Source organism: Arthrobacter sp. TJ-266 (assembly GCF_058269115.1).
The window spans coordinates 738,492-762,887 of record NZ_JBZCNC010000001.1; the positions used below are offsets into that span (position 1 = coordinate 738,492).

Sequence of the window (24,396 nt, forward strand, 5' to 3'; positions counted from 1 at the left end):
AGGACGCCTCCCGGGTGGCTGGTCAGCTGAAGCGCTGCTGCAGGTGGACGACGACCTCCTCGCCGGACTCGGACTTCCCGATGTCCCGGCAGATCGCGGCCCGCAGCGGGAGCCAGTGCGGGCCCGTGCCGGACGGCATCAGGGTGGCCGCGAAGGCGTGGCCGTCGATGGTCCCGGCGATCTTCGCAGCGCGGCGCGTGCCGAGGAGCTCGTCGGAGCCCGGCAGTTCGAGGTAGGTGGGGAAGGCGCCGTCCTTCCGGATGGCGACCTCGAAGACGGCGTCCAGCGGTCGGCCGGTGCGGTCGTCGGTCATCAGGCCGGCTGCTGCTCGCCGTATTTCGCCTGCACGGCCTCCCAGTCGCCCGTCTGCGCGATCGGGTCCATCCACATGATCTCCCACGCGTGGCCGTCGGGGTCGGCGAATGCCCGTGAGCGCATGAAGCCGAGGTCCTGGCGCTTGCCCTCCACGGCACCGGCTGCGACAGCGTGGTCCACCACGGCGTCGACCTCGTCCGAGGTGTCCACGCTGATGGCGTTGATCGTCGCGGACGTGGCGGCGGTGTCCGCGACCGGCTTGTCCGTGAACTGCGACCAGTGCTGGTGGGTCAGGATCATCACGTGGATCGTGTCACTGATGGTGACGGCACCGGCGTCGTCGTTCGAGAAGGCGGGGTCAAGCGTCCAGCCTAAACTCGTGTAGAACTCCTTCGAGGCGGCGAGATCGCGAACCGGCAGGTTGATGAAGACATTCGTGGGCATGAGCGTGCTCCTGTTCGTGGCGGTGCTGACGGGGCCCGTCCGGGCCCCTTGTACCTGTTGGACGCAGTGCCGCCGGGAAAATCATCGGCCGGGCAGGGACACGGACGCAATCACTCCGGACCGCGGGAACGCGTCCCGCCGCGGGGGAGTTGCGCCGGGGGTGGGCAGGAGAAGACGTCCGCGAAGGAATCCCTTGCACGCCGCGCGGACAGGCACCACAGTGAGGTGCACAGCCGACGGAAGGTCGAACATGAGCACCTCTGCAGGGCACGTCCCCGAGTCCACGACCGAGACCGCACAGCCCGAGCTCAAACGGGTCCTCGGGCCGAAGCTGCTCCTGCTGTTCATCGTGGGGGACATCCTCGGCGCCGGCGTCTACGCGGTGACCGGCACCATGGCCGGAACCGTCGGTGGCATCGTCTGGCTGCCGTTCCTGCTCGCGTTCGTCGTCGCCACCATGACCGCGTTCTCCTACCTCGAACTCGTGACGCAGTACCCGCAGGCCGCCGGTGCGGCGCTGTACGCGCACAAGGCCTTCGGCATCCACTTCGTCACGTTCCTGGTGGCGTTCGCCGTCGTCTGCTCGGGCATCACCAGCGCCGCGACGTCCGCCAACGTGCTGGCGCAGAACTTCTTCGGCGGCCTCGAGGTCAACGGGTGGCTGGACATGCCCGGCCAGGGCGTCATCACCGCCGTAGCGCTCGGCTTCATGCTGCTGCTCGCGCTCATCAACCTCCGGGGCGTGGGGGAGAGCGTCAAGTTCAACGTGGTGCTCACCCTGATCGAGGTGGCCGCCCTCTGCATCGTGATCGGCGTCGGGTTCTTCGTGATGGCTCAGGGCCGCGGCAACCTCGGCGAGATCTTCGTGTTCACCGACTCCCAGGACAAGGGGCTCTTCCTCGCCGTCACGGCGGCCACGTCCATCGCCTTCTTCGCCATGGTGGGCTTCGAGGACTCCGTGAACATGGTCGAGGAGACCCGCGAACCAGAGCGGATCTTCCCCCGCACCATGCTCACCGGGCTCGGGATCGCCGTGATCTTCTACATGCTCGTGGCCGTCTCCGTGGTCACCGTGCTCAGCCCCACGGAGCTCGAGGGCATCCGTGAATCGGAGGGTGCAGCGTTGCTCGAGGTGGTGCGGGCGGGCTCGCCGGACTTCCCGATCGACCGCGTCTTCCCGTTCCTCGCCGTCTTCGCCGTGGCGAACACCGCCCTGATCAACATGCTCATGGCGAGCCGGCTCATCTACGGGATGGTCCGCCAGGACGTGCTGCCCCGCGCGCTCGGCAAGGTGTTGCCCGTGCGCTGCACGCCCTGGGCCGGCATCCTCTTCTCCACGGTGCTGGCGCTCGGCCTGATCCTCTTCGTGACCAGCGATCCGGACAGCAACATCGTGGCCAACCTCTCGGGCACCACGGCCTTCCTGCTCCTCTGCGTCTTCACGGTGGTCAATGTCGCGTGCCTCGTCCTGCGGCGCAAGCGGGACCCCCACCGCAAGGTCTTCTTCACCTCGCCCGGTCCGCTGCCGCTCATCGCAGCGCTCCTCTGCGCCTTCCTCGCCGGTCCGTGGGTGGGGCGCGACGTCGTGCAGTACCAGATCGCGGGCGGCCTCATGGCCATCGGCGTGGCCCTCTGGCTCGTCACCTGGCTCATCAACCGCCGCACCGACACGCCCGTGGGTGACCCGAGCGTCACCGCCGACTGACCGGCGGACCGACCCGACATGCAGATCCTCCGCTACGCCGCGTTCACCGATTCCCCCGCCGGCGGCAACCCGGCGGGTGTGGTGCTGGACGCCGATGCGCTCGACGCCCCCGCCATGCAGCTCATCGCCGCCGATCTCGGGTACGCCGAGAGTGCCTTCGTCTCCGCCCGGTCACCCGGGAGCGCGACCGTCCGGTACTTCGCCCCGGAGGCCGAGATCCCGTTCTGCGGGCACGCGACCATCGCCACCGCCGTCGCACTCGCCGAGCAGGACGGCGCCGGGCCGCTGCTCTTGTCCACGCCGGTCGGCGACATCGACGTGACCACGCGGCAGGACGACGGCGGCCGGCTGATCGCGTCGCTCGTGACCGTCGAGCCGTGGGTCAGGCCCATCGAGCCCGCTGCCCGCACGCTGCTGCTGCAGCACCTGCGGCTGGATGAGGCGGACCTCGCGCCGGAGCTCCCGGTGATGCTCGCGTTCGCCGGGAACGTCCACCCGATCGTCCCGGTGCGCGGGAACGGCGTGCTCCGTGCGCTGGACTACCATTACGACGCGCTCAGGTCCCTGATGGCTGACAACGGATGGGGCGCCACCGTGGCTGTCGTCCACCGCCTCGGCGCCGACCTGTTCGACGCGCGCAACCCGTTCCCACCCGGTGGCGTCCGCGAGGACCCGGCGACGGGCTCGGCGGCAGCATCGCTGGGTGCTTACCTCAGGCATCGGGGCGAGGTGATGCCGCCCGCGATCATCACGGTGCATCAGGGGGCCGACGTCGGCAGGCCGTCGGTGATCTCCGTCGGTATTCCCGCGGCGGGCGGGATCACCGTCTCGGGCGGCGCGGTGCCGATCACCGCGTAGCCGGCGGCCCGTCCGCGAGGGCTTCCTCCCACTACATGAGCACGAGCAGTGGGAGGAATGGAGCATTCCCACTGCTGCGGGTCGTGCAGTGGGACGAGGCCGGGCCCGAGCGGAACGATGCCTGCCTTCCGGCTCGCGCAGTGGGACGAGGCCGACGCCCCGGGCGGAACGACACCGGCCGACGCCCCCGAGGGAGCGCCGGCCGGTCGGCGTGCGGATTCCTGGTCGGGCGACCCGATCAGGGAAGGATCAGCGCTGGGTCAGCGGGAGCGCGAGGTCGGTGACCGACGCGCCGATGGTGCCGAGCGGGGTGACCTTGCCGTTGAGCAGGTCCACCGAGTAGAGCGACCCGTTGATGACTGCGAAGCCGACGGAATCGACCGTGCTGCCGTTCTGGAGGGTCGAATAGATGTCGAAGCCGGTGTCGCCTGCGGCGTCCACGCCGAACTTGCCCGTGGCGACGAGCGATCCGGCGTTGGCGGGCGACTGGAGGGCCACCTGGTCGAGGGCTGCGTCGAGATCGAACAGCGTGGTGCCCGTGGCGGGGTCGAGGTCGTTGTTCGTGTAGGCCGCTCCGTTGATGCCCGCGGCGACAGCAGGTGCCGCGTAGCTGAGCGCGCCGTCGGACACGGTGGCTGCACCGGCGGTGGCGAAGGGCTGGCGCAGGTTCTGGCCGGTGTCGCTGACGACGCGCAGGGCGTTCGCGGCGGGGTTGAAGTCCACGCCGAACGTGGTGCCGTTGAGTGCCAGCGTGAGCCTCGTCACCTGCGTGGCGACGCCGGTGTCGGCGTCGATCACGTAGACGCCGGCGCTCGCGGCGTTGTTGCCGACGCCGTAGAGGTTGCCGTCCTGCACGCGGTAGTCGATGCCGATGAGGCGGGTGTCGCCGCCGGTCAGGCCGCTCACCGCGACACCGCCCTTGACCTTGCCGGCCTTCGTGGTGTCGAACTGCACCAGCGTGGTGCCGGCGTCGGCGAGCCCGACGACGCGCAGCTTGTCCTTGCCCTGCGATCCGCTGTCGGCCACGGCAGGGGCAGCGGTCAGGACGGTGGTGGCGATGGGCGCCACGGCCATCACGGAGGTCACGGCGATCGCTGCGACGCCCAGCTTCAAGGTCTTCTTCATGGTGTTCTCCTGAGGATTGCCGGTCTCCGGATATCGGACGACTCGGCAGGGGTATACGCGGCGAGGTGGCGTGGCGTTCACCGCTCGTCAGGATCTGTTCCTGTTCGCCGGCGTGTTCCCGCCCCGTCAGCCGGCCGGCGGTGCCGAGGTCTCGCGGACCAGGGCGTAGGAGGCCAGATCACGCCGCGAGCCGCCCAGCTCCATATAGCTGCGGAGGAGCCCTTCGTAGGCGAAGCCCGCCCTCGTGGCGACCGTCACGGACGCGATGTTCCACGGCTCGATGTGCACCTCCAGTCGGTGCAGGGCCGGGAAGCTCCAGGCGAACGGGACGAGCGCGCGGAGCGCCTCCGTGCCCACGGACCGGCCCCGCGCGGAGGGCACGACGGCGTAGCCCGCCTGGGCTCGCCCGTGCGCGCGGTCGCGGAGCCACAGGCCGATCATCCCGAGACCGCGGTCCGAGTCCCGGTCGTGGACGGCGAAGGAGAAGCCCGTGCCGTCAGCGTGGCGTGCGTGCTGGCGCTCGATGTACGCCCGCGCACCGTCGTCGTCGCAGTGGGCCTGCAGGGTTCCGACGAGCGGCACGTACGGGTCCGTGGACAGCTCCCGCACCATCGCGATGTCCTGCTCGCCGAACTGCCGCAGCACCACGGTGCCGTACCGGGGCGCCTCGACCGGCCAGGGTGGCAGCGGGACGGGCTCGGGGCTGCTCACGGCCGGAGCCCGAAGGCCGCCAGCCGGAGGTCGCCGTGCTCGCTGAAGCCGAGGGACCGGTAGAACGGGTGGGAGGCCGCAGCGTCCGGCGTCCCTGCGGCGTCGGTGGTCAGGGCGAGGAACATGCAGTGGCGATACCGTTCCTTCACCTCCTGCACGAGGGCGCGCCCGATCCCGCGTCGCTGCGCCGTCGGAGCGACGAGGGTGTCCTGCAGGTAGCAGATCGACTCGCCGTCGGAGACGGTCCTGGCGAGACCGAGGAGCTCCCCGCCGTCGTCGTCCCGGGCCGTGAGGACGAGGTGCGAGCCGGCGATGCTCCTCTCGAGGCGCGCGGGGTCCCGCGTGTACGCGGCCCAGCCCACGGCCCGGTACAGGGCGAGCGCGTCGTCGAGCGGGGGAGGGACGTCGCCGAGGATGATCACCAGCCCACCGTACTGCGGGTCGCGGCGCCGTCGGGGGGACGGCGCTACGGACCGGCGATCGGCGCGGTGCGTGCTGCAGTCACCGTGATGAGATCGCCGGGCGCGAGTTCGAGGTCGAGCCCACGCCGTCCGCCGGAGACGAAGATGCTCGCGTGCGTGAGGGCGGTGTCGTCGACCACCACGGGGGAGGGGTGGCGTTGCCCGACCGGCGAGATGCCACCGAGCACGTACCCCGTGCGCCGTTGGGCGAGGGCGGGATCGGCCATGAGCGCCTTCCGGCCGCCGAGGGCCTGCGCGAGTGCCTTGAGATCCAGGCTGCCGGAGACGGGGACCACGGCGGTGACGAGCCCGCCGTCAACCGTGGTCATGAGCGTCTTGAACACCCGATCCGGGTCGACGCCGAGAGCGGCCGCGGCTTCCAGTCCGTACGTGGACACGCCCTCACGGTGGTCGTACGGCCGCGCCGTGAACGAGACGCCCGCTGCGGTGAGGGCGAGGATCGCGGGGGTGCTGGGCGAGGGCGTTCGGGCCATGAGGCCTTTCTACTCCCAGCAGGCGCTCGCAGGTACCAGGGCACCCTCGTGGCGTCCCATCCGAGGACCGGCGGCACGATCAACCAGTGCGGTCAGCCCGCGACGGACGCCCGGGCGGGCACGTCGAGCTCCAGCAGGTCGGCGGAGCCCCATGCTCCGGTGAACTCGCAGGACACGATGAACTCCCTGAGCACCGGGCCGGTCAGCAGCAGCCCCTCCACGTAGTCGATCCCGTCGCGCGTCACCGACGCGATGTCGTCCTGCTCCAGGGCCGCGAGGACCAGCTGCGTCTCGAGCGGCTCCTCGTCGTGGAGGGAGCACCAGTACACGTAGAGGCCCTCGAACTCGTCGAGGGTGGTGAGCGATCCATCGGAGGTGGCGGTGGTGCAGTCGAGCAGGAAGGTGGAGAGGTGCTGCGTCATGGCGGGAGTCCTTTGCAGAGCGGGAACCGGCTACGGGGCGGATCGGCGGCGCTGTCGCCGCGAGAGGCGGAGGGGGAGCGACGGCGTCGTGCCTGCCGGGGATGGTTCGGCGAGGTTCAGGGGTGGTTCAGGCGAGAAGACGGGTGACGCGCGGGAGCCAGGAGCGGCGAGCCGGTGGGATCGACGGCGCGCGGGAGGCCGGGGTGGAACCGGCGGACGGGAGAGCGGCAGGACGCATGCGGGTGCGTCGTACGGGAGGGGAGGGAAGAAGGGCTTCCTGCGTGGTCATGGAGCGGGCCCCGTTCGGGGATGAGGCTCGACTGCTGTGCACCGGCCGTGCGGCGAGGTGACGAAGAGAGGAACCTGCGAGAGCCGCCTTCTTCTAGACAACCGTTTCCCACAGTACGCCTGTTCCACGGTGTTGGCTGGTGTCGATTTTCCCGCGCGGCATCGTCGCAGGTGGGACGCACAGGGGCTCGGCTACGCTACACGTATGGCCTCGATCCGAACCCGTCAGCGTCGGGCCACCATCAACGACGTGGCCACCGAGGCAGGGCTCTCGCGGGGCACCGTTTCGCGCGTGGTCAACGGCGAACGGTACGTGTCCGACGAAGCGCGAGTCGCCGTCGAGGAGGCGATCGCTCGCGTGGGCTACGTGCGCAACACCGCAGCCCGGAACCTCGTCACGCAGGAATCACGGGCCATCGCGCTGATCATCCACGAGCCCCATTCACTCCTGTTCGAGGACCCCAACATCGGGTCCATCCTCCTCGGCGCCAACGAGGTGCTCTCGAAGGCGGACTACCAGCTCGTCTCACTCATCATCGATTCGGACAGGGACAGTCGCCGCGTGGCGGACTACCTGCGCGGAGGGCTCGTGGACGGCGCCGTGATCGTCTCCGCCCGTGCCTCGGACCCGATCGCGTCCGCCGTGAGGGACATCGGTGTCCCTGCGGCCTTCGTGGGTCATCCACCCGGGACGCCGGACCTTCCCTACGTCGCGATCGACAACACGGCGGCGGCGCGGGCCATCACACAGCGCCTCGTCGAGACCGGCCGCCGCCGCATCGCGATGATCGCCTGCGCCATGGACCGCGACTCCGGGCAGGACCGCTTCCGGGGCTTCCGCGAGGCCCTCGGCGAGCACTTCGACCCCGAACTCGTCGTGGAGTACCCGCTCTACACGTATGCGGCCGGCCTGGAGGGGATGCAGGAGCTCCTGCGCCGCAGCCCCGAGCTCGACGGCGTCTTCGCCGCCTCGGACGCCGTCGCCGCGGGGGCCATGACCGCCCTGCAGGAATCGGGCCGCAAGGTGCCGGACGACGTCGGGATCGTCGGGTTCGACGACAGCAGCTGGGCGCTCCGGACACGCCCGCAGCTCTCGACGGTCAGGCAGCCCGCCGACCTCCTGGGCAGCACGGCCGCCGAGCTGGTCCTGGCGCAGATCCGCGGCCTGCCGAGCCCGGTGCAGGTGCTGGAGACCACTGTCGTGTGGCGGGACTCCGCCTAGCCCCCAAGCACCGCCCAGTACTCCCGGGTCTCGAGGGAAGGATCATCACCATGTGGATCGGGTTCATCGAGTTCGACATCCTCCTGGGCGACGTGCACTCCCTCAAGGCCAAACGGTCCGTGGTGCGGCCGCTCGTCGCGGACGTGCGCCGCTCCTTCGACGCCTCCGTGGCCGAGGTGGGCCACCAGGACCTGCACCGTCGGGCGGCCGTGGGGGTCGGGGTGGTCAGCGGCGACCGGCAGCACGCGGTGGACGTGCTCGACCGCGTGGAGAGGTACGTCGCCGAGCGGCCCGAGATCGATCTCCTCAGCTCGAAGGTCCGGATCCTCGACAGCGAGGACTGAGCGGGCGGTCCCGCCCCCGCGCGTCAGGCCCCCACGTCGGACGCCGTGAGTCGGCGGAGCGCGCCGTCGTCGTAGGCCGCCAGCAGGGCCCGGATGTCCTTGTGCACCTCGACGGCCCCGGCGTCGCGGAGTTCGGCCTCGCTCGTTCCGCCCGAGGCCAGCCCGATCGTGGGGATGGAGAGTTCGGACGCCGCCTCGACGTCCCAGATCGAGTCGCCGACGAACACGGCGTTCGCGGCCTCGAGCCCACCGGCGTCGAGCGCGGCGCGCAGGATGTCCGGGGAGGGCTTGCTGTTCTCGGCGTCCGAGGAACTCGTGGCGGCCGTGATGGCGTCATCGGCTCCGATGATCCCGCGGAGGACGCCCAGCTCGCGTCCCGAGGCCGAGGAAGCCAGCACCACGGTGAGTCCGTCCGAGGCGCAGCGGTGGAGGAGGTCGGCGGCGCCGTCGAACGCACGCAGGCCCGGCCAGTGGCTGGAGAAGATCGCGGAGTGCGCCGTGTCGAGCTCGTCGTCCTGGGACGCGTCGCGGTCCTCGCCGAGCACGTGGGCCACGAGCTTGTCCCCGCCCATGCCGATGGCGCGGTGGATCTCGGCCATCGGCACGTCGTGACCCAGGCGGCGGAAGGAGAGCCACCACGCGAGGGTGTGCTGGTAGTTCGAGTCGACGAGCGTGCCGTCCACATCGAAGAGGACCCCGTGCCGCACCGCGGTGGAGTCCTCGGTACCGTTCGTCGTGCCGTCCGTGATGCCGTCCGTCATGGTCGTCCTCTCCGCCTGTTCCGGGTACGTCCCAAGCCTAGGAACAGGGGACGGCGGTGCGGTCCGCGTCATCGTCCTTGCGGCGGCACGGGAAGTGTGGGATGCCGCGCGTCAGGCCGGTCAAAGAGCCGGAACCGGCTCGACGACGATCGCCACGCGCTCCTCACCGATGCGCGTCAGCACGAGGGTGGCCTTCTTCCGGCCCTTCCCCGAGCCGGTCAGCAGGAGTTTCCTGACCTCCTCGGGCGTGACGGAGAGGCCGCGCTTCTTGATGTCGAGCACGCCGATGCCCTCCGCGCGCACCCAGCTCTTCAACGCCTTCACGTTGTAGGGGCGTACCTCGAGGACGCGGTAGGCGCGGGCGAAGGGGGTGTCGGCGAGATCGGGAGCACAGATGTACGCGATCATCGGGTCCAGCAGGTGGCCGCCGAGCCGCTCGGCGAGGTCCGCCACGAGTTCGGCCCGGATCACGGCGCCGTCGGGCTCGTACAGATACCCGCCCACCGCGCCCACGGGCGCCGTCGGGCCCTGTCCGAACCCCGCTCCCGAGACCATCTCAGCGGCCCCCCGCGGACCGAGCACCAGCGCGGCGCGGCGGATTCCCTCACGGCGGAGGGCATTGAACCAGAGGGACACCTCGGTGACGTCGCCGTCCACGGAGACCCACTGCGCCTCGCAGTGCGCGGGAATGGCGGCGTGCGGCATGCCGGGTCCCATCTTCACGCCCACGGGCTTACCGCCGTCCGCGAGCTCCTGCACGAAGGAGAGCGGCGGGGAGAACGCCTCGGGGTCGAACAGGCGGGAGGTCCCCGACGTCGTGGTGGTCCGGCGCGCGGGATCGAGCCACACGCCGTCGTACCCCTCGGTGTCCACGAAGGAGGCGTCCGCGTTGACCACGCGCGCATTCGGGAAGGGGAGCAGGTTCATGGTCGCCGCGGCGGCCGTGGTCTCGTCGAGCTCGACGGCGGTCACCTCGCGCTCCAGCGTGGCGAGCGCCATGCTGTCCGCGCCGAGCCCGCAGCCCAGGTCCGCGACCTTCACGAGGCCCGCGTCGACGAAGCGCTGCGCGTGGCGCGCGGCCACGGAGAGCCGCGTGGCCTGCTCGAGCCCCGCGGTGGTGAAGACCATGTGGTCCGCGAAGGGGCCGAACTTCGCGGCGGCCTTCGCTCGGAGTCTCGATTGCGTCAGGGCGGCGGCCACCAATTCGGGGGAGTGCCCGGCCTTCCGGAGCTGCTCGGTGAGGCGCAGGCTGTCGGCCTCGGTGTAGGGGCCGAGGGAGTTGAGCAGCTCCCAGCCCTCGGACGTCAGGATGTCTGCGATGTTGTCCGTGGCCATCCGGCCAGCCTAGAGGAGCGAGGGCGTTCCAGGCCTGTTCCCTGCTGTCCTCCCCGAACTCGATTGGCACTCGCCTTGACCGAGTGCCAGCCCTTGCATACAGTCGGAGTTGGCACTCGCTCCCAGCGGGTGCTAATCCCGAGGGAAGCGTCCACCGGCACCGCGACGACGGTATGCGCACCTCCCGACGGCCCCATTCCACTGGTATCGAACGCAAAGGAGAGCCCGAGTGTCGGTCTCTATCAAGCCCCTTGAGGACCGCATTGTGGTCCGTCCCCTCGAAGCCGAGCAGACCACTGCTTCCGGTCTCGTCATCCCGGACACCGCTAAGGAGAAGCCCCAGGAGGGCGAGGTCGTGGCAGTCGGACCGGGTCGTGTCGACGACAACGGCAACCGCGTCCCCGTCGACGTCGCCGAGGGCGACATCGTCATCTACTCGAAGTACGGCGGAACCGAGGTCAAGCACGGCGGCCAGGAGTACCTGGTGCTCTCCGCCCGCGACGTCCTCGCAGTCGTCGTCAAGTAGCACCCCCCAGGAAGAGCCCCGGCCCGCAATGGCCGGGGTTTTTCTCGCTGCACAAGCCTGAAAGGAATCAACAATGGCAAAGCAGTTGGAATTCAACGACGCCGCCCGCCGTGCCCTCGAGGCCGGCGTGGACAAGCTCGCGAACACCGTCAAGGTGACGCTGGGCCCCCGCGGACGCAACGTCGTGCTGGACAAGAAGTGGGGCGCTCCCACCATCACGAACGACGGCGTCACGATCGCCCGTGAGATCGAGCTGGACGACCCGTACGAGAACCTCGGCGCACAGCTCGCCAAGGAGGTCGCCACCAAGACCAACGACGTCGCCGGTGACGGCACCACCACCGCGACCGTCCTCGCGCAGGCCCTCGTGAAGGAAGGCCTCCGCAACGTGGCCGCCGGAGCAGCCCCGGGACAGCTCAAACACGGCATCGAGGTGTCGGTCGAGGCCGTCGCCAAGCGCCTGCTCGAGAACGCCCGCGAGGTCGTCGGTCAGCAGACCGCCAACGTCGCCTCCATCTCCGCCCAGAGCACCGAGGTCGGGGACCTCCTCGCCGAGGCCTTCGAGAAGGTCGGCAAGGACGGCGTCATCACCATCGAGGAGTCCTCCTCGACCGTGACGGAGCTCGTCCTCACCGAGGGCATGCAGTTCGACAAGGGTTACCTCTCGCCGTACTTCGTGACCGACGCCGAGCGCCAGGAAGCCGTCCTCGAGGACGCGCTCATCCTCATCAACTCCGGCAAGATCTCCTCGCTCGCCGAGTTCCTCCCCTTGCTGGAGAAGGCCCTCCAGGCCGGCAAGCCGCTGTTCATCATCGCCGAGGACATCGAGGGCGAGGCGCTCTCCACGCTCGTCGTCAACAAGATCCGCGGCACCCTGAACGTCGTCGCCGTCAAGGCACCCGGCTTCGGTGACCGCCGTAAGGCCATGATGCAGGACATCGCGACCCTCACGGGTGCGCAGGTCGTCTCGCCCGACCTCGGTCTGAAGCTGGACCAGGTGGGCCTCGAGGTCCTCGGCTCTGCTCGTCGGATCACCGTCACCAAGGACGCCACCACCATCGTGGATGGCACGGGCAGCGAGTCCGACGTCGCCGACCGCGTGGCGCAGATCCGCGCCGAGGTGGAGCGCACCGATTCCGATTGGGACCGCGAGAAGCTCCAGGAGCGCCTCGCGAAGCTCGCCGGCGGTATCGGCGTCATCAAGGTCGGCGCCGCGACCGAGGTGGAGCTCAAGGAGAAGAAGCACCGCATCGAGGACGCCGTGTCCTCCACGCGTGCGGCTCTCGAGGAGGGCATCGTCGCCGGTGGTGGTTCCGCGCTGGTCCACGCCGGCAAGGCGCTCGACACCGACCCCGACGTCCTCGCACTGGAGGGTGACGCCGCCACGGCCATCGGTCTCGTGCGCCGCGCCCTCGCCCAGCCCCTGCGCTGGATCGCCGAGAACGCCGGACACGAGGGCTACGTCGTCGTCGCCAAGGTCTCGGAGCTCGAGGTGGGCCACGGTTTCAACGCCGCCACCGGCGAGTACGAGAACCTCGTGGACGCCGGCATCATCGACCCGGTGAAGGTCACGCGCTCCGCTCTGCGGAACGCCGCCTCCATCGCGGCCCTGGTGCTCACCACGGAGACCCTCGTGGTCGAGAAGCCCGCGGAGTCCGAGGGCGAAGAGGGCCACGGCCACTCGCACTAGGACACCCTCGCGGTCGGCATTCCGCTGACTGCAGCACCGCCTGCAGCATCAGCAGCACCCCGGTCCCTCGGAGCCGGGGTGCTGCTGCGTGTGGGGCCTGTGTTTCGTGTTGCTCGGCCCTGCGCCGAGGGTCCTCTAGCCTCTGGGGCTTTGTCCCATCCGGCGCCGTCGTGCACTGGGAATGAGTGCGCATTCCCAGTCGATCGCCGCGTGAAGTGGGAGGAACCGGTAGCGACGCCGGAGAAAACCCGCGTGCCGGACGCCCTGAAGGCTGACCACAACGACGAAGCCCCTGCTCTCTCCTGACAGGCAGCGGACCATCCCAGGTTGGACCCTCGCACGGTGGGCATGTGCGCACATGCCCACGGTGGACGCTCCATCTGTGGGATGGTCCGCTCGCACCGCTGGCTTCCTCCCATTCGACGCCGTCGTGCATCGGGAATGAGTGCGCATTCCCACTCGAGCGCGTCGTGGAATGGGAGGAAGCAGCAGCGACGCCGCGAGCAGTCAAAAGCCCACGGCCGGACGCCCTGCGAGCTCACCACAAGGACGAAGCCCCGGCTCCCGTGACGGGCAGCGGACCATCCCAGCTCTCGTGACGGGCAGCGGACCATCCCAGATCGAGCTCCTGCATTGTGGGAATGTGCGCACATGCCCACGGTGGACGCTCCATCTGTGGGATGGTCTGCTCGCACCGCTGGCTTCCTCCCATTCGACGCCGTCGTGCTGTGGGAATGAGTGCGCATCCCCACTTGATCGCCACGCGAAGTGGGAGGAAGGGGCGAGATACGGTCGTGGCAGCGCAGCCAAGGTCATCAGCAGGCCAGCAGGCCAGCAGGCGGGCAGGCGGGCAGGCAAACGGTCGGCAGGCCTAGGCGCCCTACCGGCCCGGACGGATTCCAGGCCCTGACAACGACGAAGCCCCGGCTCCCACCTGACGGGGGAACCGGGGCTGCGTCGGATGTGCTGAGGGATCAGGCGTCGACGACGATCGCCGACACCACCGGCTGCCGGTTGAAGTAGCGGCGCATCCAGTTGGCCGTGGCCCGCTCGATGATGTCCTCGGGATCCTGACGGCGCCCGCCCTGGCGGTTCGAGGCGGCGTCACGGAGAGCCTTCTCGACCGCCGCGCCGGCCTTGTCGAGGTCCTCGTCCGAGCAGGAGAAGCCCTTGATGAAGAACTCGGGGGTCTCGACGATCTCGCCGTTCTCGGGATCGATGATCGCGAGGACCGTGACCACACCCTCCTCGGCCAGGCGGCGGCGCTCCACGAGGTCCTCCTCGGTGATGCCACCCACGCTGTCGCCGTCGACGAACACGAGGCCCGCCTCGACCTTGCCGGAGATCGTCGCTCGGCCCCGCGCGAGGTCCACGGTCACGCCGTCCTGCGCGATGACCACGTTGCGGGGATCGACGCCGGTGGCGACGGCGATCTCCGAGTTGGCCCGCAGGTGGCGCCACTCGCCGTGCACGGGCATGACGTTGCGCGGCTTCACGATGTTGTAGCAGTAGGCGAGTTCGCCGGCACTCGCGTGCCCGGAGACGTGCACCTTCGCGTTGCCCTTGTGGACCACGTTGGCGCCGATCTCGGTGAGCGCGTTGATGATGCCGTAGATGGCGTTCTCGTTGCCCGGGATGAGCGAGCTCGCGAGCAGCACGGTGTCACCCTCGCTGATGCGGATCGCGTGGTCCTTGTTGGCCATGCGGGAGAGTGCGGCCATCGGCTCACCCTGCGAACCGGTGCAGATGAGGACCACCTTGTGGTCGTCGCTGCGCTCGAGCTTCTTGAAGTCCACGAGCAGGCCCTGCGGGATGTTCAGGTACCCGAGGTCCGCCGCGATGGTCATGTTGCGGACCATCGAGCGGCCCACGAACGCCACCTTGCGGCGGTGCTGGTGCGCGGTGTCGATGATCTGCTGGATCCGGTGGATGTGGCTTGCGAAGCTCGACACGATGATGCGGCGCGGGGCCGTGCGGAACACGGCGTCGATCGCGGGGGCGAGATCCTTCTCGGACGTGGTGAAGCCCGGGACGTCGGCGTTCGTGGAGTCCGTCAGGAACAGGTCCACGCCCTCTGCGCCGAGGCGCGCGAAGCCCGCGAGGTCGGTGATGCGGCGGTCCAGGGGGAACTGGTCCATCTTGAAGTCGCCGGTGTGGAGCACCATGCCGGCCGCGGTGCGGATGGCGACGGCGAGGCTGTCCGGGATGGAGTGGTTGACCGCGACGAATTCGAGGTCGAACCCGCCCATGGTGCGGCGGTCACCCTCCTTGACCTGGATGGTCTTCGGCGTGATGCGGTGCTCCTTGAGCTTCGCCTCGATGAAGGCGAGCGTGAGCCGGGATCCCACCAGGGGGATGTCCGCGCGCTCCTTGAGCAGGTACGGGACACCGCCGATGTGGTCCTCGTGGCCGTGCGTGAGGACCACGGCGACGACGTCGTCGAGCCGGTCCCGGATGTAGGAGAAGTCCGGCAGGATGACGTTGATGCCCGGCTGGTGCTCCTCGGGGAACAGGACGCCGCAGTCCACGATCAGCAGTTTCCCGTCGAACTCGAAGACCGTCATGTTTCTGCCGATCTCACCGATCCCGCCGAGAGCGACGATGCGCATGGCTCCCGTGGCGAGCTCGCGTGGTGCTTTCAGGACGGCAGGTCTTTTATTCACAGATCAGGTATCTCTCGGTCGTGAGGTGGGCGGGGCGGGGCCGTCAGACGCTGCGCGTCGAGGCCGGGTAGCCCGGCAATCTCCATCAATGGGTGGTTCGGGTGGCCCCCGAGAATCCGGGGACATAGTCCTCCTAGGGTACGTCGTCGCGCGCGAACCGGGGGTGTCGGTCCTCGAAACGGGTCCGGAAGGGCCGGTGCGGGGCGCCGTACGTGAGCGCTGTCACCGGAATAGGGCCCCTCCTGCTTCCGTTCTAGACTGGCAGAGCCGGCCGGCGCACCCTTGCCGTTGGCCCTTCTCCCCCCGCGGCAACCCCGAGAGAGGCGCAGCAATGAGCCAGCAGTCCGGCCAGAACGACACCCACGATCCCTTCGGATTCATCGGCCTGACCTATGACGACGTGCTCCTGCTCCCGGGTCACACCGACGTCATCCCCTCCGAGGCGGACACGTCGTCGCGCATCTCCAAGCGCATCACCGTGCGGACACCGTTGCTCTCCTCCGCGATGGACACCGTCACGGAAGCGCGCATGGCCATCGCGATGGCCCGCCAGGGCGGACTCGGCGTCATCCACCGGAACCTGTCCATCGAGGACCAGGCGGGCCAGGTGGACCGCGTCAAGCGCAGCGAGTCGGGCATGATCACGAACCCGCTGACCATCGGCCCCGATGCCACGCTGCTGGAACTCGACGAGCTGTGCGGTCACTACCGTGTCTCGGGCCTGCCGGTGGTCAACGAGACCGGTCACCTGCTGGGCATCATCACCAACCGCGACACGCGCTTCGTCCTCGAGCGGGACTTCCCGACCACGCGCGTCAGCGACGTCATGACCAAGATGCCCCTCGTCACGGGCCGCGTGGGGATCAGTGGCGACGACGCCATCAACCTCCTCGCCACGAACAAGATCGAGAAGCTGCCGCTCGTCGACGACGACGGCGTACTCCGCGGTCTCATCACCGTCAAGGACTTCACGAAGGCCGAGCAGTATCCGCTGTCCACGAAGGACGACGACGGACGCCTCCGCGTCGGTGCGGCCATCGGCTTCTTCGGGGACGGCTGGGAGCGCGCCATGGCGCTCGTCGACGCCGGCGTGGACGCCCTCTTCGTGGACACCGCGAACGGCCACAGCGCCGGCGTGCTCGAGATGATCGCCCGCCTCAAGGCCGAGAAGTCGCTGGCGCACGTCGACATCATCGGCGGGCAGGCCGCCACGCGTGAGGGCGCGCAGGCGCTGATCGACGCCGGAGCGGACGGCATCAAGGTGGGCGTGGGCCCGGGCTCCATCTGCACCACCCGCGTGGTGGCCGGGGTGGGCGTCCCGCAGATCACGGCCATCTACGAATCGGCCAAGGCAGCCATCCCCGCGGGCGTGCCGGTCATCGCCGACGGTGGCTTGCAGTACTCGGGCGACATCGGCAAGGCGATCGTGGCGGGCGCGGACACCGTGATGCTCGGCTCTCTCCTCGCGGGATCCGCCGAGGCGCCGGGCGAGCTGATCTTCGTGAACGGCAAGCAGTTCAAGACCTACCGCGGCATGGGGTCCCTCGGGGCCATGCAGACGCGCGGCAGGAACACCTCGTACTCGAAGGACCGCTACTTCCAGGCCGACGTCGTCGGGGACGACAAGCTGATCCCCGAGGGCATCGAGGGGCGTGTGGCCTACCGCGGCCCGCTCGCGTCGGTGGCCTACCAGCTCGTCGGTGGACTGCGGCAGACAATGTTCTACACGGGGGCCCGCACCGTCGCCGAGCTCAAGGCCAAGGGCAAGTTCGTGCGGATCACCGCCGCCGGCCTGAAGGAATCCCACCCGCACGACATCCAGATGACGGTCGAGGCACCCAACTACGGCTCCAAGTAACGCACGCCCCTCGGGAGCCCGCCGTCGTCGGACGGCGGGCGTCTCATGAGCCAGCTGCCCCAGCCCGAGGCGGCGGCGCGACGCCGGCTCCGCCTCGGTCCGTACGCCCGCGCCGTCGGGCAGGTGCTGAAGGTGAGCGCGAAGGCCTCGCCCGGCGCCGTCGCCATGAAGGTGGCGGGCTCGCTCATCTCGGCGGTCCTGCCGCTGGTCACCACCTACTTCGCCTCACTCACGACGACGGCGCTCGCCGCGGCCTATGCGGGTGAGGCCGACGCCGGCCGGCAGGCCATCGTCTACGTGGTCGTCACGGCCGTCCTCGGGCTGCTCTGGGGAGCGTTCACCAGCGTGGACCGCTACATCCAGCAGGTCCTGAGCTTCCGGGTCGGGGCGATCGTGGGCGACCAGATGTACGAGAGATTCCTCGCCCTCGAGTTCTGGCGCTACGACGACAAGGAGACGGTGGATCTCTACGACCGCGCGCGCCGCTTCTCCGACTCCTACGCCCGCGTGCTCGACCGCATCGCCGCGATCTTCACGCAGCTCACCTCGGTGGTCCTCGCGATCGGGGCGCTGCTGCTCGTCAGCTGGTGGATCGCGCTGATCGTGCTGCTGGCCATCATCCCGAGCGTCTACCTGCAGTTCCGGCTGTCCCGTGAGCAGATGGCGCACTGGAACACGCAGGTGGACTCGCGGCGTCAGCGGCGCTTGATCGAGAACAACCTCATGAAGCCGCAGCACATCGCCGAGATGCGGCTGTACGGGATCGTCCGGTACCTCATGGACCTGCGCTCCACGCTGCGGGACGCCGACGAGAAGCGTCGGCTCGATTTCCAGAAGAGGTACATCCCGAAGCAGCTCCTCGCCGATGCGCTGCAGTACGGCGCTGAGCTGCTCGCGCTCGTGTGGATCGTGGGTCAGATCATCGCGCGGGCTCAGCCGGTGGGGCAGTTCCTCTACGTGCAGCAGATCGTCAGCCGCGCGCTGAGCACCGCGAACAACCTCGTGACGTCGCTCAGCTCCATCGACGAGGATCTTGCCAACCTCAAGGACTACGAGCAGTTCATGGCGTTCCCGCTCTCGACGGCGGCAACGGGCACACTGGACGCCGCGCCGTCCGTCGTCGAACTCCGGAACATCCACTTCACCTACTCGGGCAGCGATGCCGAGGTGCTCAAGGGCATCTCGATGACCTTCGAGCGGGGCACCCACGTGGCGATCGTCGGCGAGAACGGCGCCGGGAAGTCCACCCTGATCCGGGTGCTCGCAGGTCTGTACCAGCCCGGCGAGGGGGAGGTGCTGCTCGAGGGCCGGGACCTGCGGACCGTCCGGATCGACGACTGGCACCGGCACCTCGCCGTCATGAGCCAGGACTTCCTGCGCTACGAGTTCGCGACGGCGGAGAACAACATCTTCTTCGGCGACGTCCGGACGCCGCGCGACGACGAGCGGGTGCGCAGGGCGGCGCACGACGCCGAGGCCACGGAGTTCATCGCCTCGCTGCCGAGCGGCTTCGAGAACTACGTGAGCAACTGGATGGAGGACCCGCGCGGACGGAAGGGGAGCGGCCTCTCCGGCGGGCAGTGGCAGCGCCTCGCCATGGCCCGCAACTTCTACCGCGACGCGCCCTTCGTGGTCATGGACGAACCCACCTCGGCCATCGACGCCCTCGCCGAACACCGCATCTTCACGCGGCTCTTCGCCGACCGCTCACGCACGATCATCGCGATCAGCCACCGCCTCGCGACGATCGAGAAGGCTGACGTCGTGTACATGCTGGAGGACGGTCGGGTGGTCGAGTCGGGCACGCACCGCGAACTCGTAGCCCTCCGCGGCCGCTACTTCCGCATGTTCGAGAGCCAGTTGCCGGAGGCCTGAGCAGGAATCACGGCAGCAGGAATTAGGGCAGGGGTGCGGGCAGGTGCTCTTCTGCCGTCCTGACCGGTGACCGAGCCCTCACAACGGCCCGAAGGGGAAGGGCCCGGTGCCGTCGTCCGCCAGGGCTCTGCGCTGGAGCTCGGACCGCGCTGCGGCGTTCCCCTCGAGGTGGGCCAGGAAGAGCTCGCGCGCATGGGCTGCATGCCACGCGGGGATGACGAGCTGGGCGGACATCGCCAGCACGAGTCCCAGCACCGTGACGAAGCCGCCCACCACGCCGGTGGGCTGTGTCTCGGCCCGGACCAGCAGGATGGTCGTCACGACCAGCAGTCCGACCCCGAGGAGTGCGGCACTCAGCACGGCTCCGCGGACGGTCGCCGGTGACCGCGAGGAGGTGAGGCGCTGGTGCGGTGGCACCGGATGGGCCCGGTGCCGCCGTTGCAGACCGATGGCGCAGAGGAGGAGCGCCGCTGCCACCGCGGGGAGCACCCAGCCGAGCGCACCCGCCGAACCCGTCGTCAGCGCGAGGAGCCCGGCGAGGGCTACGACGCACGCCCAGAGGTACACGCACAGCACGGCGGCGCGGCGTTGGGAGTGATTGAAGGCCATACGCCGCAGGACCGTCGTCGACGCGGAGGTCGCCTCGGGCCCGGCGTCGAGCCAGGCCTCGAGGGGACGCACAGGGTGGCGCTCGCCTCCCACGGGTGCCGCTGACATGTCCCTGCGCCGGCTAGCGGCCATCGAGGTCGAGCGCCTTGCCGAACTCCTCGACCTCGGCACCCGTGGCGGGAGTGATCACCTCAGGTTCCGCACCCTCCCCGAGGGTCACGCGGACACCTCCGTCGGTGTTCCTGAGGAGCGTTGCCGTCCGGGGCGTGACACCGAAGCCGTGGTGTTTCGCCCGCACCGAGAGCAGGGAGTCCGCGGAGGAGTCACCGAGGTAGTGGGTGGCGATGTCGAGCGCGAAGGAGAGGATCGGCTTGTCCGCGGGAAGCGGGTTGAACTGATGGACGCCGCGCGTTCCGACGCTCATCACGAAGGCACCGGCGGCGGACTGCACACCGAACAGCACGGAACTGGTGCCGTCGGTGGTGACAGCGATCTCCAGCCAGCCGCCCGCTGTCGCCATGATCCCTGCGATCTGCTCCGTGGGACCGGTGAGAACGAGGTCCGAACCCTGGACCACCGCGAGATCACGCACCAGAAGCGTCGACAGGCCCGCGCGGACGAGAACGTCCTCGGCCCTGACGTCCGCGAGTCTGAGGACGTCGCGGGTGTAGGAGCTGGGATCGGTGTCGTTGAAGGACAGCAGCGCGAGGATCTCGTGCTCGGTGAGTGGCACCGTGGTCTCGGACATGGAGGCCTTTCGGGTGGGGGAGGCGGCGGTGTGCGAGGACTATCCGAACGCCCGGTTCCAGGCATCCTCGGCGGCACCCGCCACCGATTCGCCGGCATCACCGAGCGTATCAACAGCGTCTCCGGCGAAGTCGGTGATGCGCTCGGTCACCGGTACGTCGCCGGACAGGAACTGTGCGCCCGCCCAGACGAGGGACGCTGCCGCGAAGAACGGCGCGGCGGGTGTCGGCGCGAGGCTTCCTCCGGCGAGGATCGCCGTGATGGCGCCATCGGCGACGGCGTGGCCGTCGCCGTCCTGGAAACCGTTGTACGCCTGAGCCGCTCCCGTGAGGATGCCGAGCCCTGCCGCGGCGTTGCCGGCAATGCGCAGGGCGTTGAGCGTCTGCGTCCCGCGCAGGTAGCCCACTTCGGGCATCTGGCCGAAGGTCGTGGTCAACAGTCCCGCGTTCCGCATGGAGGAGAGCAGCCGCTCCGCACCGAAGCCCAGCGCGGAGGTGGTGAGTGCACCGATCTGGAAGGGTGGCCACGCCCCGAGGTCGCCGCCGACGTCGGCGAGGAGGTCGACGAGGGACGGGTCCTCCGATGCGCCCGAGGGAGCGTCCGTCGGTTGTGACGTTCCGCCGCTGCCAGCACCGCTGCCGGCGCCGCCTGCGCTTCCGCTACCGGCGTCGCTCGTCGTGTCCTGCTCGTCGGCATCGGCGAGCAGGACAGTGGCCCGTTCGCTCAGCAGGGAGGCGCTGTCCTGCAGGCGCAGCCTGATCGAGGTGTTCCACTGCGACCTGAAGCGCTGGGCGTCCTGGCCCTGCCACCCGACCCGCGCCAGCACCGTGGTGATCTGCTGGTCGATGGTCGTGAGGGTGCCACTCGACGTCGACATGGTCTGAGCGAGAGCACGGAGGGCCGTCGGGTCTGCTCCGATCATGCCGTTGGTCATGGGCTTCCTCGTTCGTGTCGTGGCGCGGCCCTTCCGAGGGTCCCGGGCACCTGCGCCGTCGGTCCCACCGTATCCCCGGGCAGGCGATGCCTCCATGGGGAGGGCTCCCCATGGAGGGCCGGCGGCCGTTCCCTCGGGCGCGCAGCGCTCGTGTTCTACCGCGACCCGGGAACGGAGCCGTCTGTCGACTCCGGCGTGTCATCAGCGGACACCGGCGTCACGGCCCTGCGCATCGCCACCCGCGGCCAGCCGTCGAGTCCCGCTTCCGCCTCGTGCCGCCGGAGCGCCGCCAACCCCGGCCGAGCCGCGCCGGGCTCAGGTCCACGAAGCCGAGACGGCGGTAGTACGGCGCGTTCCAGGCGACGTCGCGGAACGTGGTGAGCGTCAGGCCCGGAAGGCCGCGTCGGCGGGCCCAGGCCTCCGCCTGATCGATGAGCCGCCTGCCCAGCCCGCGGCGAGCGTGGTGCGCGTGCACCGACACCTGCTCGATGTGCGCGTGCCCGTCCACGACGTCGAGCAGGAGGTAGGCGGCGGGAAGCGCCTGGGCCGTCTGGACGACCCATGCCCGGCCTTCCCGCTGGTACGGCTCCAGGCGCGCGAGGGGAAGCGGCTCGTCGTCGGCGATCGCGTGCATGCCGAGCGTCCGGAACGCCTCGCCCGCTGACCGCTCGATCCCCGCCAGATGCGGGAGATCGCTCAGGACGGCGAGCCGGATCGGTGCCGGGAGGTGTGCCCGGGGAGCAATGGGCGCGCGGCTGTCACTCACCGGCGAGGACCGTGAGCGGTTCGGTCGGCGGGCCAGCGCAGGCGGCGTTGGTGTCCCGGCAGATGTCGACACGGCGCGGAACAGCGGAGACCTGGTAGGAGCTAGGTCGGGCGCCCTCGGGTATGACGATGTCGGCGGCGAACGCTCCGCGCGAGGACATGGGCGCCTGAACGGTCGCGATCGTGTGCAGGCCGCCGTCCGAGATCACCGTGATCACTATGTCCGCGCGTCCGCCGTAGCGCGGATCGCAGGTCGTCGCGTCATCGCCGGTGACAGTCACCGACCCGCCCTGCGCCACGACGGCGCTCGACAGGTGCCAGGGCGGCTGGGCGCAGCCCGAGGGTGCGCGCCCCGGACCCGACCAGTAGGCGAACCCCGTGATGGACCCCACGGCGACGACGACGGCGAGAGCCATTCCCCCTCTGCTCATGGCTGAGTATGCATCCGGCGGTTGCTCAGGGGAAGGGCCGCCGGGAAGGCGTCCGATCCCGCTGGGCTAATCTGGACCAGTGACTTACGAGATCGAGATCGGCCGAGGCAAGCGCGGACGCAGGGCCTATTCGCTGGATGACGTGGCGGTGGTGCCCTCCCGCCGCACCCGTGATCCGCTCGACGTCTCGGTCGCCTGGCAGATCGACGCGTACCAGTTCGAGATGCCCGTCGTCGCCGCGCCCATGGACTCGGCGATGTCCCCCGCCACGGCGATCGCGATGGGCCGCCTCGGCGGCCTCGGCGTCCTGAACCTCGAGGGACTGTGGACGCGGTACGAGGACCCGCAGCCGGTCCTCGACGAGATCGCGGCGCTCAGCACGGAGAACTTCAGCCCCGCCGCGACGCTCCGCATGCAGGAGCTCTACGCCGCGCCCATCCAGGCCGAGCTCATCACGAGCCGACTCGCCGAGATCCGCGAGGCGGGCGTGACGGTGGCCGGTTCCCTGACGCCGCAGCGCACCCAGCAGTTCTCCAAGACCGTGCTCGCCGCCGGTGTGGACATCTTCGTGATCCGCGGCACCACGGTGTCGGCCGAGCACGTGTCGAAGAACGAGGAACCCCTCGACCTCAAGAAGTTCATCTACGAACTCGACGTCCCCGTGATCGTCGGCGGCGCCGCCGGCTACACCCCGGCGCTGCACCTGATGCGCACCGGCGCCGCGGGTGTGCTGGTCGGTTTCGGTGGGGGAGCGACGACGACGACGCGCCGCGCCCTCGGCATCCATTCGCCGCTCGCCTCGGCGATCTCCGACGTGGCGGGCGCCCGCCGCGACTACATGGACGAGTCCGGCGGACGGTACGTGCACGTGATCGCCGACGGCGGCATGGGCGCCAGCGGTGACATCGTGAAGGCGATCGCCATGGGTGCGGATGCCGTCATGCTCGGGTCCGCGCTCGCCCGGGCCGAGGAGGCCCCGGGTCAGGGCTGGCACTGGGGCCAGGAGGCGCACCACCACGAGCTGCCTCGCGGCGACAGGGTCAACATCGGCACGGTCGGCCCGCTGAAGGAGGTCCTGTGGGGCCCCTCGCACCACACCGACGGCACGTCGAACCTCATCGGGGCGCTGCGGCGTGCGATGGCGACCACGGGGTACTCGGACCTCAAGGAGTTCCAGCGCGTGGAGGTCGTCCTCTCGCCGTACGTCTCCGTCGACTGATCGTCCCGGTGGAAACCGGCACGGCTGGCTAGACTGGGAACCGCCTCCAGCGCCGTTCCCGGCGTCGGCTCTTCGAAAGGCACACCGGTGAGCGATCTCCACCCGGACCTCCACGACGCAGCGCTCACCGCGCCCGAACTCGTGATCCTCGAGATGGAGGCGACCTCGAAGGAGGACGCCGCGGCGCAGCTCGCAGGCCGCCTGCACGCGGCCGGCCGTATCTCGGATCTCGAGGCCTTCCTCCATCAGGTCAACTCCCGCGAACATCAGATGGCCACGGGGCTCCCGGGCGGCGTGGGGCTTCCCCACGCGCGCAGCGAGTACGTCAATCAGACGTCCATCGCCGTCGGTGTGACGCGCTTCGGCCACAGCCTCGACTTCGGTGCCGTGGATGGACCTGCCACCCTCGTGCTCCTGATGGCGACGCCCGCGCAGTCCTTCTCCGAGCACCTCGAGGTCCTCGCGACGATCGCCCGGAGCCTCTTCAAGGAGAACTTCCGCGAATCGCTGCGGCGGGCCCATGACGCCGAGGTCATCGCGGAGCTGATCAACTCCTCGCTCGTGTTCTACGACCACTAGGGCTCTCGATGCACG

The 24,396-nt window shown here is 69.7% G+C and carries 25 protein-coding genes; 10 read left to right on the forward strand and 15 right to left on the reverse strand.

Annotation, left to right across the window (positions count from 1 at the left end):
• Nucleotides 1-22: 22 nt before the first annotated feature.
• Nucleotides 23-313 (reverse strand): DUF1905 domain-containing protein, encoded by a 291-nt coding sequence (locus AC4D12_RS03800; RefSeq protein ID WP_490948532.1) that lies wholly within the window; start codon nt 311-313, stop codon nt 23-25.
• Nucleotides 313-759: a VOC family protein gene (locus AC4D12_RS03805; RefSeq protein ID WP_490948534.1), complete on the reverse strand. Its 447-nt coding sequence runs from the start codon at nt 757-759 to the stop codon at nt 313-315. Before AC4D12_RS03805 ends, AC4D12_RS03800 begins: the two co-directional genes overlap by 1 nt.
• Before the next feature lie 250 nt (nt 760-1,009).
• Between AC4D12_RS03805 and AC4D12_RS03810 the strand changes: the two genes are divergently transcribed.
• Together AC4D12_RS03810 and AC4D12_RS03815 are read left to right on the forward strand one after the other, a co-directional pair.
• Nucleotides 1,010-2,464, forward strand: a complete 1,455-nt coding sequence (locus AC4D12_RS03810; RefSeq protein ID WP_490948536.1) for an APC family permease — start codon at nt 1,010-1,012, stop codon at nt 2,462-2,464.
• 18 nt (nt 2,465-2,482) lie between these two features.
• Nucleotides 2,483-3,322 (forward strand): PhzF family phenazine biosynthesis protein, encoded by an 840-nt coding sequence (locus AC4D12_RS03815; protein ID WP_490948538.1) that lies wholly within the window; start codon nt 2,483-2,485, stop codon nt 3,320-3,322.
• 249 nt (nt 3,323-3,571) lie between these two features.
• On the opposite strand, the gene AC4D12_RS03820 is transcribed toward AC4D12_RS03815, so the two are convergent.
• The 5 genes from AC4D12_RS03820 to AC4D12_RS03840 form a co-directional block, all read right to left on the reverse strand.
• Nucleotides 3,572-4,447: a DUF4394 domain-containing protein gene (locus AC4D12_RS03820; RefSeq protein WP_490948539.1), complete on the reverse strand. Its 876-nt coding sequence runs from the start codon at nt 4,445-4,447 to the stop codon at nt 3,572-3,574.
• A gap of 126 nt (nt 4,448-4,573) precedes the next feature.
• A complete protein-coding gene (locus AC4D12_RS03825; protein ID WP_490948541.1) occupies nt 4,574-5,158 on the reverse strand; it encodes a GNAT family N-acetyltransferase in 585 nt (194 codons plus the stop codon).
• On the reverse strand, nt 5,155-5,580 hold the full coding sequence (locus tag AC4D12_RS03830) for a GNAT family N-acetyltransferase (protein WP_490948543.1): 426 nt from the start codon (nt 5,578-5,580) through the stop codon (nt 5,155-5,157). Before AC4D12_RS03830 ends, AC4D12_RS03825 begins: the two co-directional genes overlap by 4 nt.
• 44 nt (nt 5,581-5,624) lie before the next feature.
• Nucleotides 5,625-6,113: a Cys-tRNA(Pro) deacylase gene (ybaK, locus tag AC4D12_RS03835; protein WP_490948545.1), complete on the reverse strand. Its 489-nt coding sequence runs from the start codon at nt 6,111-6,113 to the stop codon at nt 5,625-5,627.
• A 92-nt stretch (nt 6,114-6,205) separates the two neighbouring features.
• Nucleotides 6,206-6,535: a hypothetical protein gene (locus AC4D12_RS03840; protein WP_490948547.1), complete on the reverse strand. Its 330-nt coding sequence runs from the start codon at nt 6,533-6,535 to the stop codon at nt 6,206-6,208.
• 493 nt (nt 6,536-7,028) lie between these two features.
• Between AC4D12_RS03840 and AC4D12_RS03845 the strand changes: the two genes are divergently transcribed.
• Both AC4D12_RS03845 and AC4D12_RS03850 read left to right on the forward strand, forming a co-directional pair.
• Nucleotides 7,029-8,045, forward strand: a complete 1,017-nt coding sequence (locus tag AC4D12_RS03845) for a LacI family DNA-binding transcriptional regulator (protein WP_490948549.1) — start codon at nt 7,029-7,031, stop codon at nt 8,043-8,045.
• A 50-nt stretch (nt 8,046-8,095) separates the two neighbouring features.
• Nucleotides 8,096-8,389, forward strand: coding sequence for a DUF503 domain-containing protein (locus AC4D12_RS03850; protein WP_490948551.1), 294 nt, complete (start codon nt 8,096-8,098; stop codon nt 8,387-8,389).
• Between the two features lie 23 nt (nt 8,390-8,412).
• Here AC4D12_RS03850 and AC4D12_RS03855 read toward each other — a convergent pair whose 3' ends face one another.
• Nucleotides 8,413-9,150: an HAD family hydrolase gene (locus tag AC4D12_RS03855; protein ID WP_490948553.1), complete on the reverse strand. Its 738-nt coding sequence runs from the start codon at nt 9,148-9,150 to the stop codon at nt 8,413-8,415.
• Between the two features lie 120 nt (nt 9,151-9,270).
• Nucleotides 9,271-10,485 (reverse strand): class I SAM-dependent methyltransferase, encoded by a 1,215-nt coding sequence (locus tag AC4D12_RS03860; protein ID WP_490948555.1) that lies wholly within the window; start codon nt 10,483-10,485, stop codon nt 9,271-9,273.
• Nucleotides 10,486-10,714: 229 nt separating this feature from the next.
• On the opposite strand from AC4D12_RS03860, the gene groES reads away from it, so the two are divergent.
• Together groES and groL are read left to right on the forward strand one after the other, a co-directional pair.
• A complete protein-coding gene (groES, locus tag AC4D12_RS03865; protein WP_055768411.1) occupies nt 10,715-11,011 on the forward strand; it encodes a co-chaperone GroES in 297 nt (98 codons plus the stop codon).
• A 73-nt stretch (nt 11,012-11,084) separates the two neighbouring features.
• Nucleotides 11,085-12,701 carry a chaperonin GroEL gene (gene groL / locus AC4D12_RS03870; protein ID WP_490948558.1) on the forward strand — a complete coding sequence of 539 codons (1,617 nt, stop codon included), beginning with the start codon at nt 11,085-11,087 and terminating at the stop codon, nt 12,699-12,701.
• Nucleotides 12,702-13,675: 974 nt separating this feature from the next.
• Here the strand turns inward: groL and AC4D12_RS03875 are convergent.
• Nucleotides 13,676-15,310, reverse strand: a complete 1,635-nt coding sequence (locus AC4D12_RS03875) for a ribonuclease J (RefSeq protein ID WP_490948774.1) — start codon at nt 15,308-15,310, stop codon at nt 13,676-13,678.
• 385 nt (nt 15,311-15,695) lie between these two features.
• Here AC4D12_RS03875 and guaB point away from each other — a divergent pair, with 385 nt between their 5' ends.
• Entirely contained in the window at nt 15,696-17,222 is a 1,527-nt protein-coding gene (gene guaB, locus AC4D12_RS03880; protein ID WP_490948560.1) for an IMP dehydrogenase, read from the forward strand.
• 45 nt (nt 17,223-17,267) lie between these two features.
• Nucleotides 17,268-19,097, forward strand: coding sequence for an ABC transporter ATP-binding protein (locus tag AC4D12_RS03885; protein ID WP_490948562.1), 1,830 nt, complete (start codon nt 17,268-17,270; stop codon nt 19,095-19,097).
• 78 nt (nt 19,098-19,175) lie between these two features.
• On the opposite strand, the gene AC4D12_RS03890 is transcribed toward AC4D12_RS03885, so the two are convergent.
• From AC4D12_RS03890 to AC4D12_RS03910, 5 genes are all read right to left on the reverse strand, one after another.
• A complete protein-coding gene (locus AC4D12_RS03890; protein WP_490948564.1) occupies nt 19,176-19,814 on the reverse strand; it encodes a hypothetical protein in 639 nt (212 codons plus the stop codon).
• 13 nt (nt 19,815-19,827) lie between these two features.
• Nucleotides 19,828-20,454: a hypothetical protein gene (locus tag AC4D12_RS03895; RefSeq protein WP_490948566.1), complete on the reverse strand. Its 627-nt coding sequence runs from the start codon at nt 20,452-20,454 to the stop codon at nt 19,828-19,830.
• 39 nt (nt 20,455-20,493) lie between these two features.
• Complete coding sequence (locus AC4D12_RS03900; RefSeq protein WP_490948568.1) at nt 20,494-21,387, reverse strand: WXG100 family type VII secretion target; 894 nt, start codon at nt 21,385-21,387, stop codon at nt 20,494-20,496.
• 217 nt (nt 21,388-21,604) lie between these two features.
• Nucleotides 21,605-22,153, reverse strand: coding sequence for a GNAT family N-acetyltransferase (locus AC4D12_RS03905; protein WP_490948570.1), 549 nt, complete (start codon nt 22,151-22,153; stop codon nt 21,605-21,607).
• The gene (locus tag AC4D12_RS03910; protein WP_490948572.1) at nt 22,146-22,583 is read right to left on the reverse strand and encodes a hypothetical protein; all 438 of its coding nucleotides are present in this window, start codon (nt 22,581-22,583) and stop codon (nt 22,146-22,148) included. The genes AC4D12_RS03905 and AC4D12_RS03910 overlap by 8 nt, the downstream gene beginning before the upstream one ends.
• A gap of 79 nt (nt 22,584-22,662) precedes the next feature.
• Here AC4D12_RS03910 and AC4D12_RS03915 point away from each other — a divergent pair, with 79 nt between their 5' ends.
• Nucleotides 22,663-23,802 carry a GuaB3 family IMP dehydrogenase-related protein gene (locus AC4D12_RS03915; protein WP_490948574.1) on the forward strand — a complete coding sequence of 380 codons (1,140 nt, stop codon included), beginning with the start codon at nt 22,663-22,665 and terminating at the stop codon, nt 23,800-23,802.
• 87 nt (nt 23,803-23,889) lie between these two features.
• Nucleotides 23,890-24,381: a PTS sugar transporter subunit IIA gene (locus AC4D12_RS03920; RefSeq protein ID WP_490948576.1), complete on the forward strand. Its 492-nt coding sequence runs from the start codon at nt 23,890-23,892 to the stop codon at nt 24,379-24,381.
• Nucleotides 24,382-24,396: the final 15 nt, after the last annotated feature.

Bases quoted from the DNA above. Each gene is read 5' to 3' on its own strand.
- groL (WP_490948558.1), top strand. From the start codon at position 11,085: ATGGCAAAGCAGTTGGAATTCAACGACGCCGCCCGCCGTGCCCTCGAG.
- guaB (WP_490948560.1), top strand. From the start codon at position 15,696: ATGAGCCAGCAGTCCGGCCAGAACGACACCCACGATCCCTTCGGATTC.
- AC4D12_RS03820 (WP_490948539.1), bottom strand. From the start codon at position 4,447: ATGAAGAAGACCTTGAAGCTGGGCGTCGCAGCGATCGCCGTGACCTCC.
- AC4D12_RS03910 (WP_490948572.1), bottom strand. From the start codon at position 22,583: ATGAGCAGAGGGGGAATGGCTCTCGCCGTCGTCGTCGCCGTGGGGTCC.
- AC4D12_RS03850 (WP_490948551.1), top strand. From the start codon at position 8,096: ATGTGGATCGGGTTCATCGAGTTCGACATCCTCCTGGGCGACGTGCAC.
- ybaK (WP_490948545.1), bottom strand. From the start codon at position 6,113: ATGGCCCGAACGCCCTCGCCCAGCACCCCCGCGATCCTCGCCCTCACC.
- AC4D12_RS03895 (WP_490948566.1), bottom strand. From the start codon at position 20,454: ATGTCCGAGACCACGGTGCCACTCACCGAGCACGAGATCCTCGCGCTG.
- AC4D12_RS03805 (WP_490948534.1), bottom strand. From the start codon at position 759: ATGCCCACGAATGTCTTCATCAACCTGCCGGTTCGCGATCTCGCCGCC.
- AC4D12_RS03815 (WP_490948538.1), top strand. From the start codon at position 2,483: ATGCAGATCCTCCGCTACGCCGCGTTCACCGATTCCCCCGCCGGCGGC.
- AC4D12_RS03810 (WP_490948536.1), top strand. From the start codon at position 1,010: ATGAGCACCTCTGCAGGGCACGTCCCCGAGTCCACGACCGAGACCGCA.
- AC4D12_RS03855 (WP_490948553.1), bottom strand. From the start codon at position 9,150: ATGACGGACGGCATCACGGACGGCACGACGAACGGTACCGAGGACTCC.
- AC4D12_RS03875 (WP_490948774.1), bottom strand. From the start codon at position 15,310: ATGCGCATCGTCGCTCTCGGCGGGATCGGTGAGATCGGCAGAAACATG.
- AC4D12_RS03800 (WP_490948532.1), bottom strand. From the start codon at position 313: ATGACCGACGACCGCACCGGCCGACCGCTGGACGCCGTCTTCGAGGTC.
- AC4D12_RS03890 (WP_490948564.1), bottom strand. From the start codon at position 19,814: ATGTCAGCGGCACCCGTGGGAGGCGAGCGCCACCCTGTGCGTCCCCTC.
- AC4D12_RS03840 (WP_490948547.1), bottom strand. From the start codon at position 6,535: ATGACGCAGCACCTCTCCACCTTCCTGCTCGACTGCACCACCGCCACC.
- AC4D12_RS03860 (WP_490948555.1), bottom strand. From the start codon at position 10,485: ATGGCCACGGACAACATCGCAGACATCCTGACGTCCGAGGGCTGGGAG.
- AC4D12_RS03845 (WP_490948549.1), top strand. From the start codon at position 7,029: ATGGCCTCGATCCGAACCCGTCAGCGTCGGGCCACCATCAACGACGTG.
- AC4D12_RS03885 (WP_490948562.1), top strand. From the start codon at position 17,268: ATGAGCCAGCTGCCCCAGCCCGAGGCGGCGGCGCGACGCCGGCTCCGC.
- AC4D12_RS03900 (WP_490948568.1), bottom strand. From the start codon at position 21,387: ATGACCAACGGCATGATCGGAGCAGACCCGACGGCCCTCCGTGCTCTC.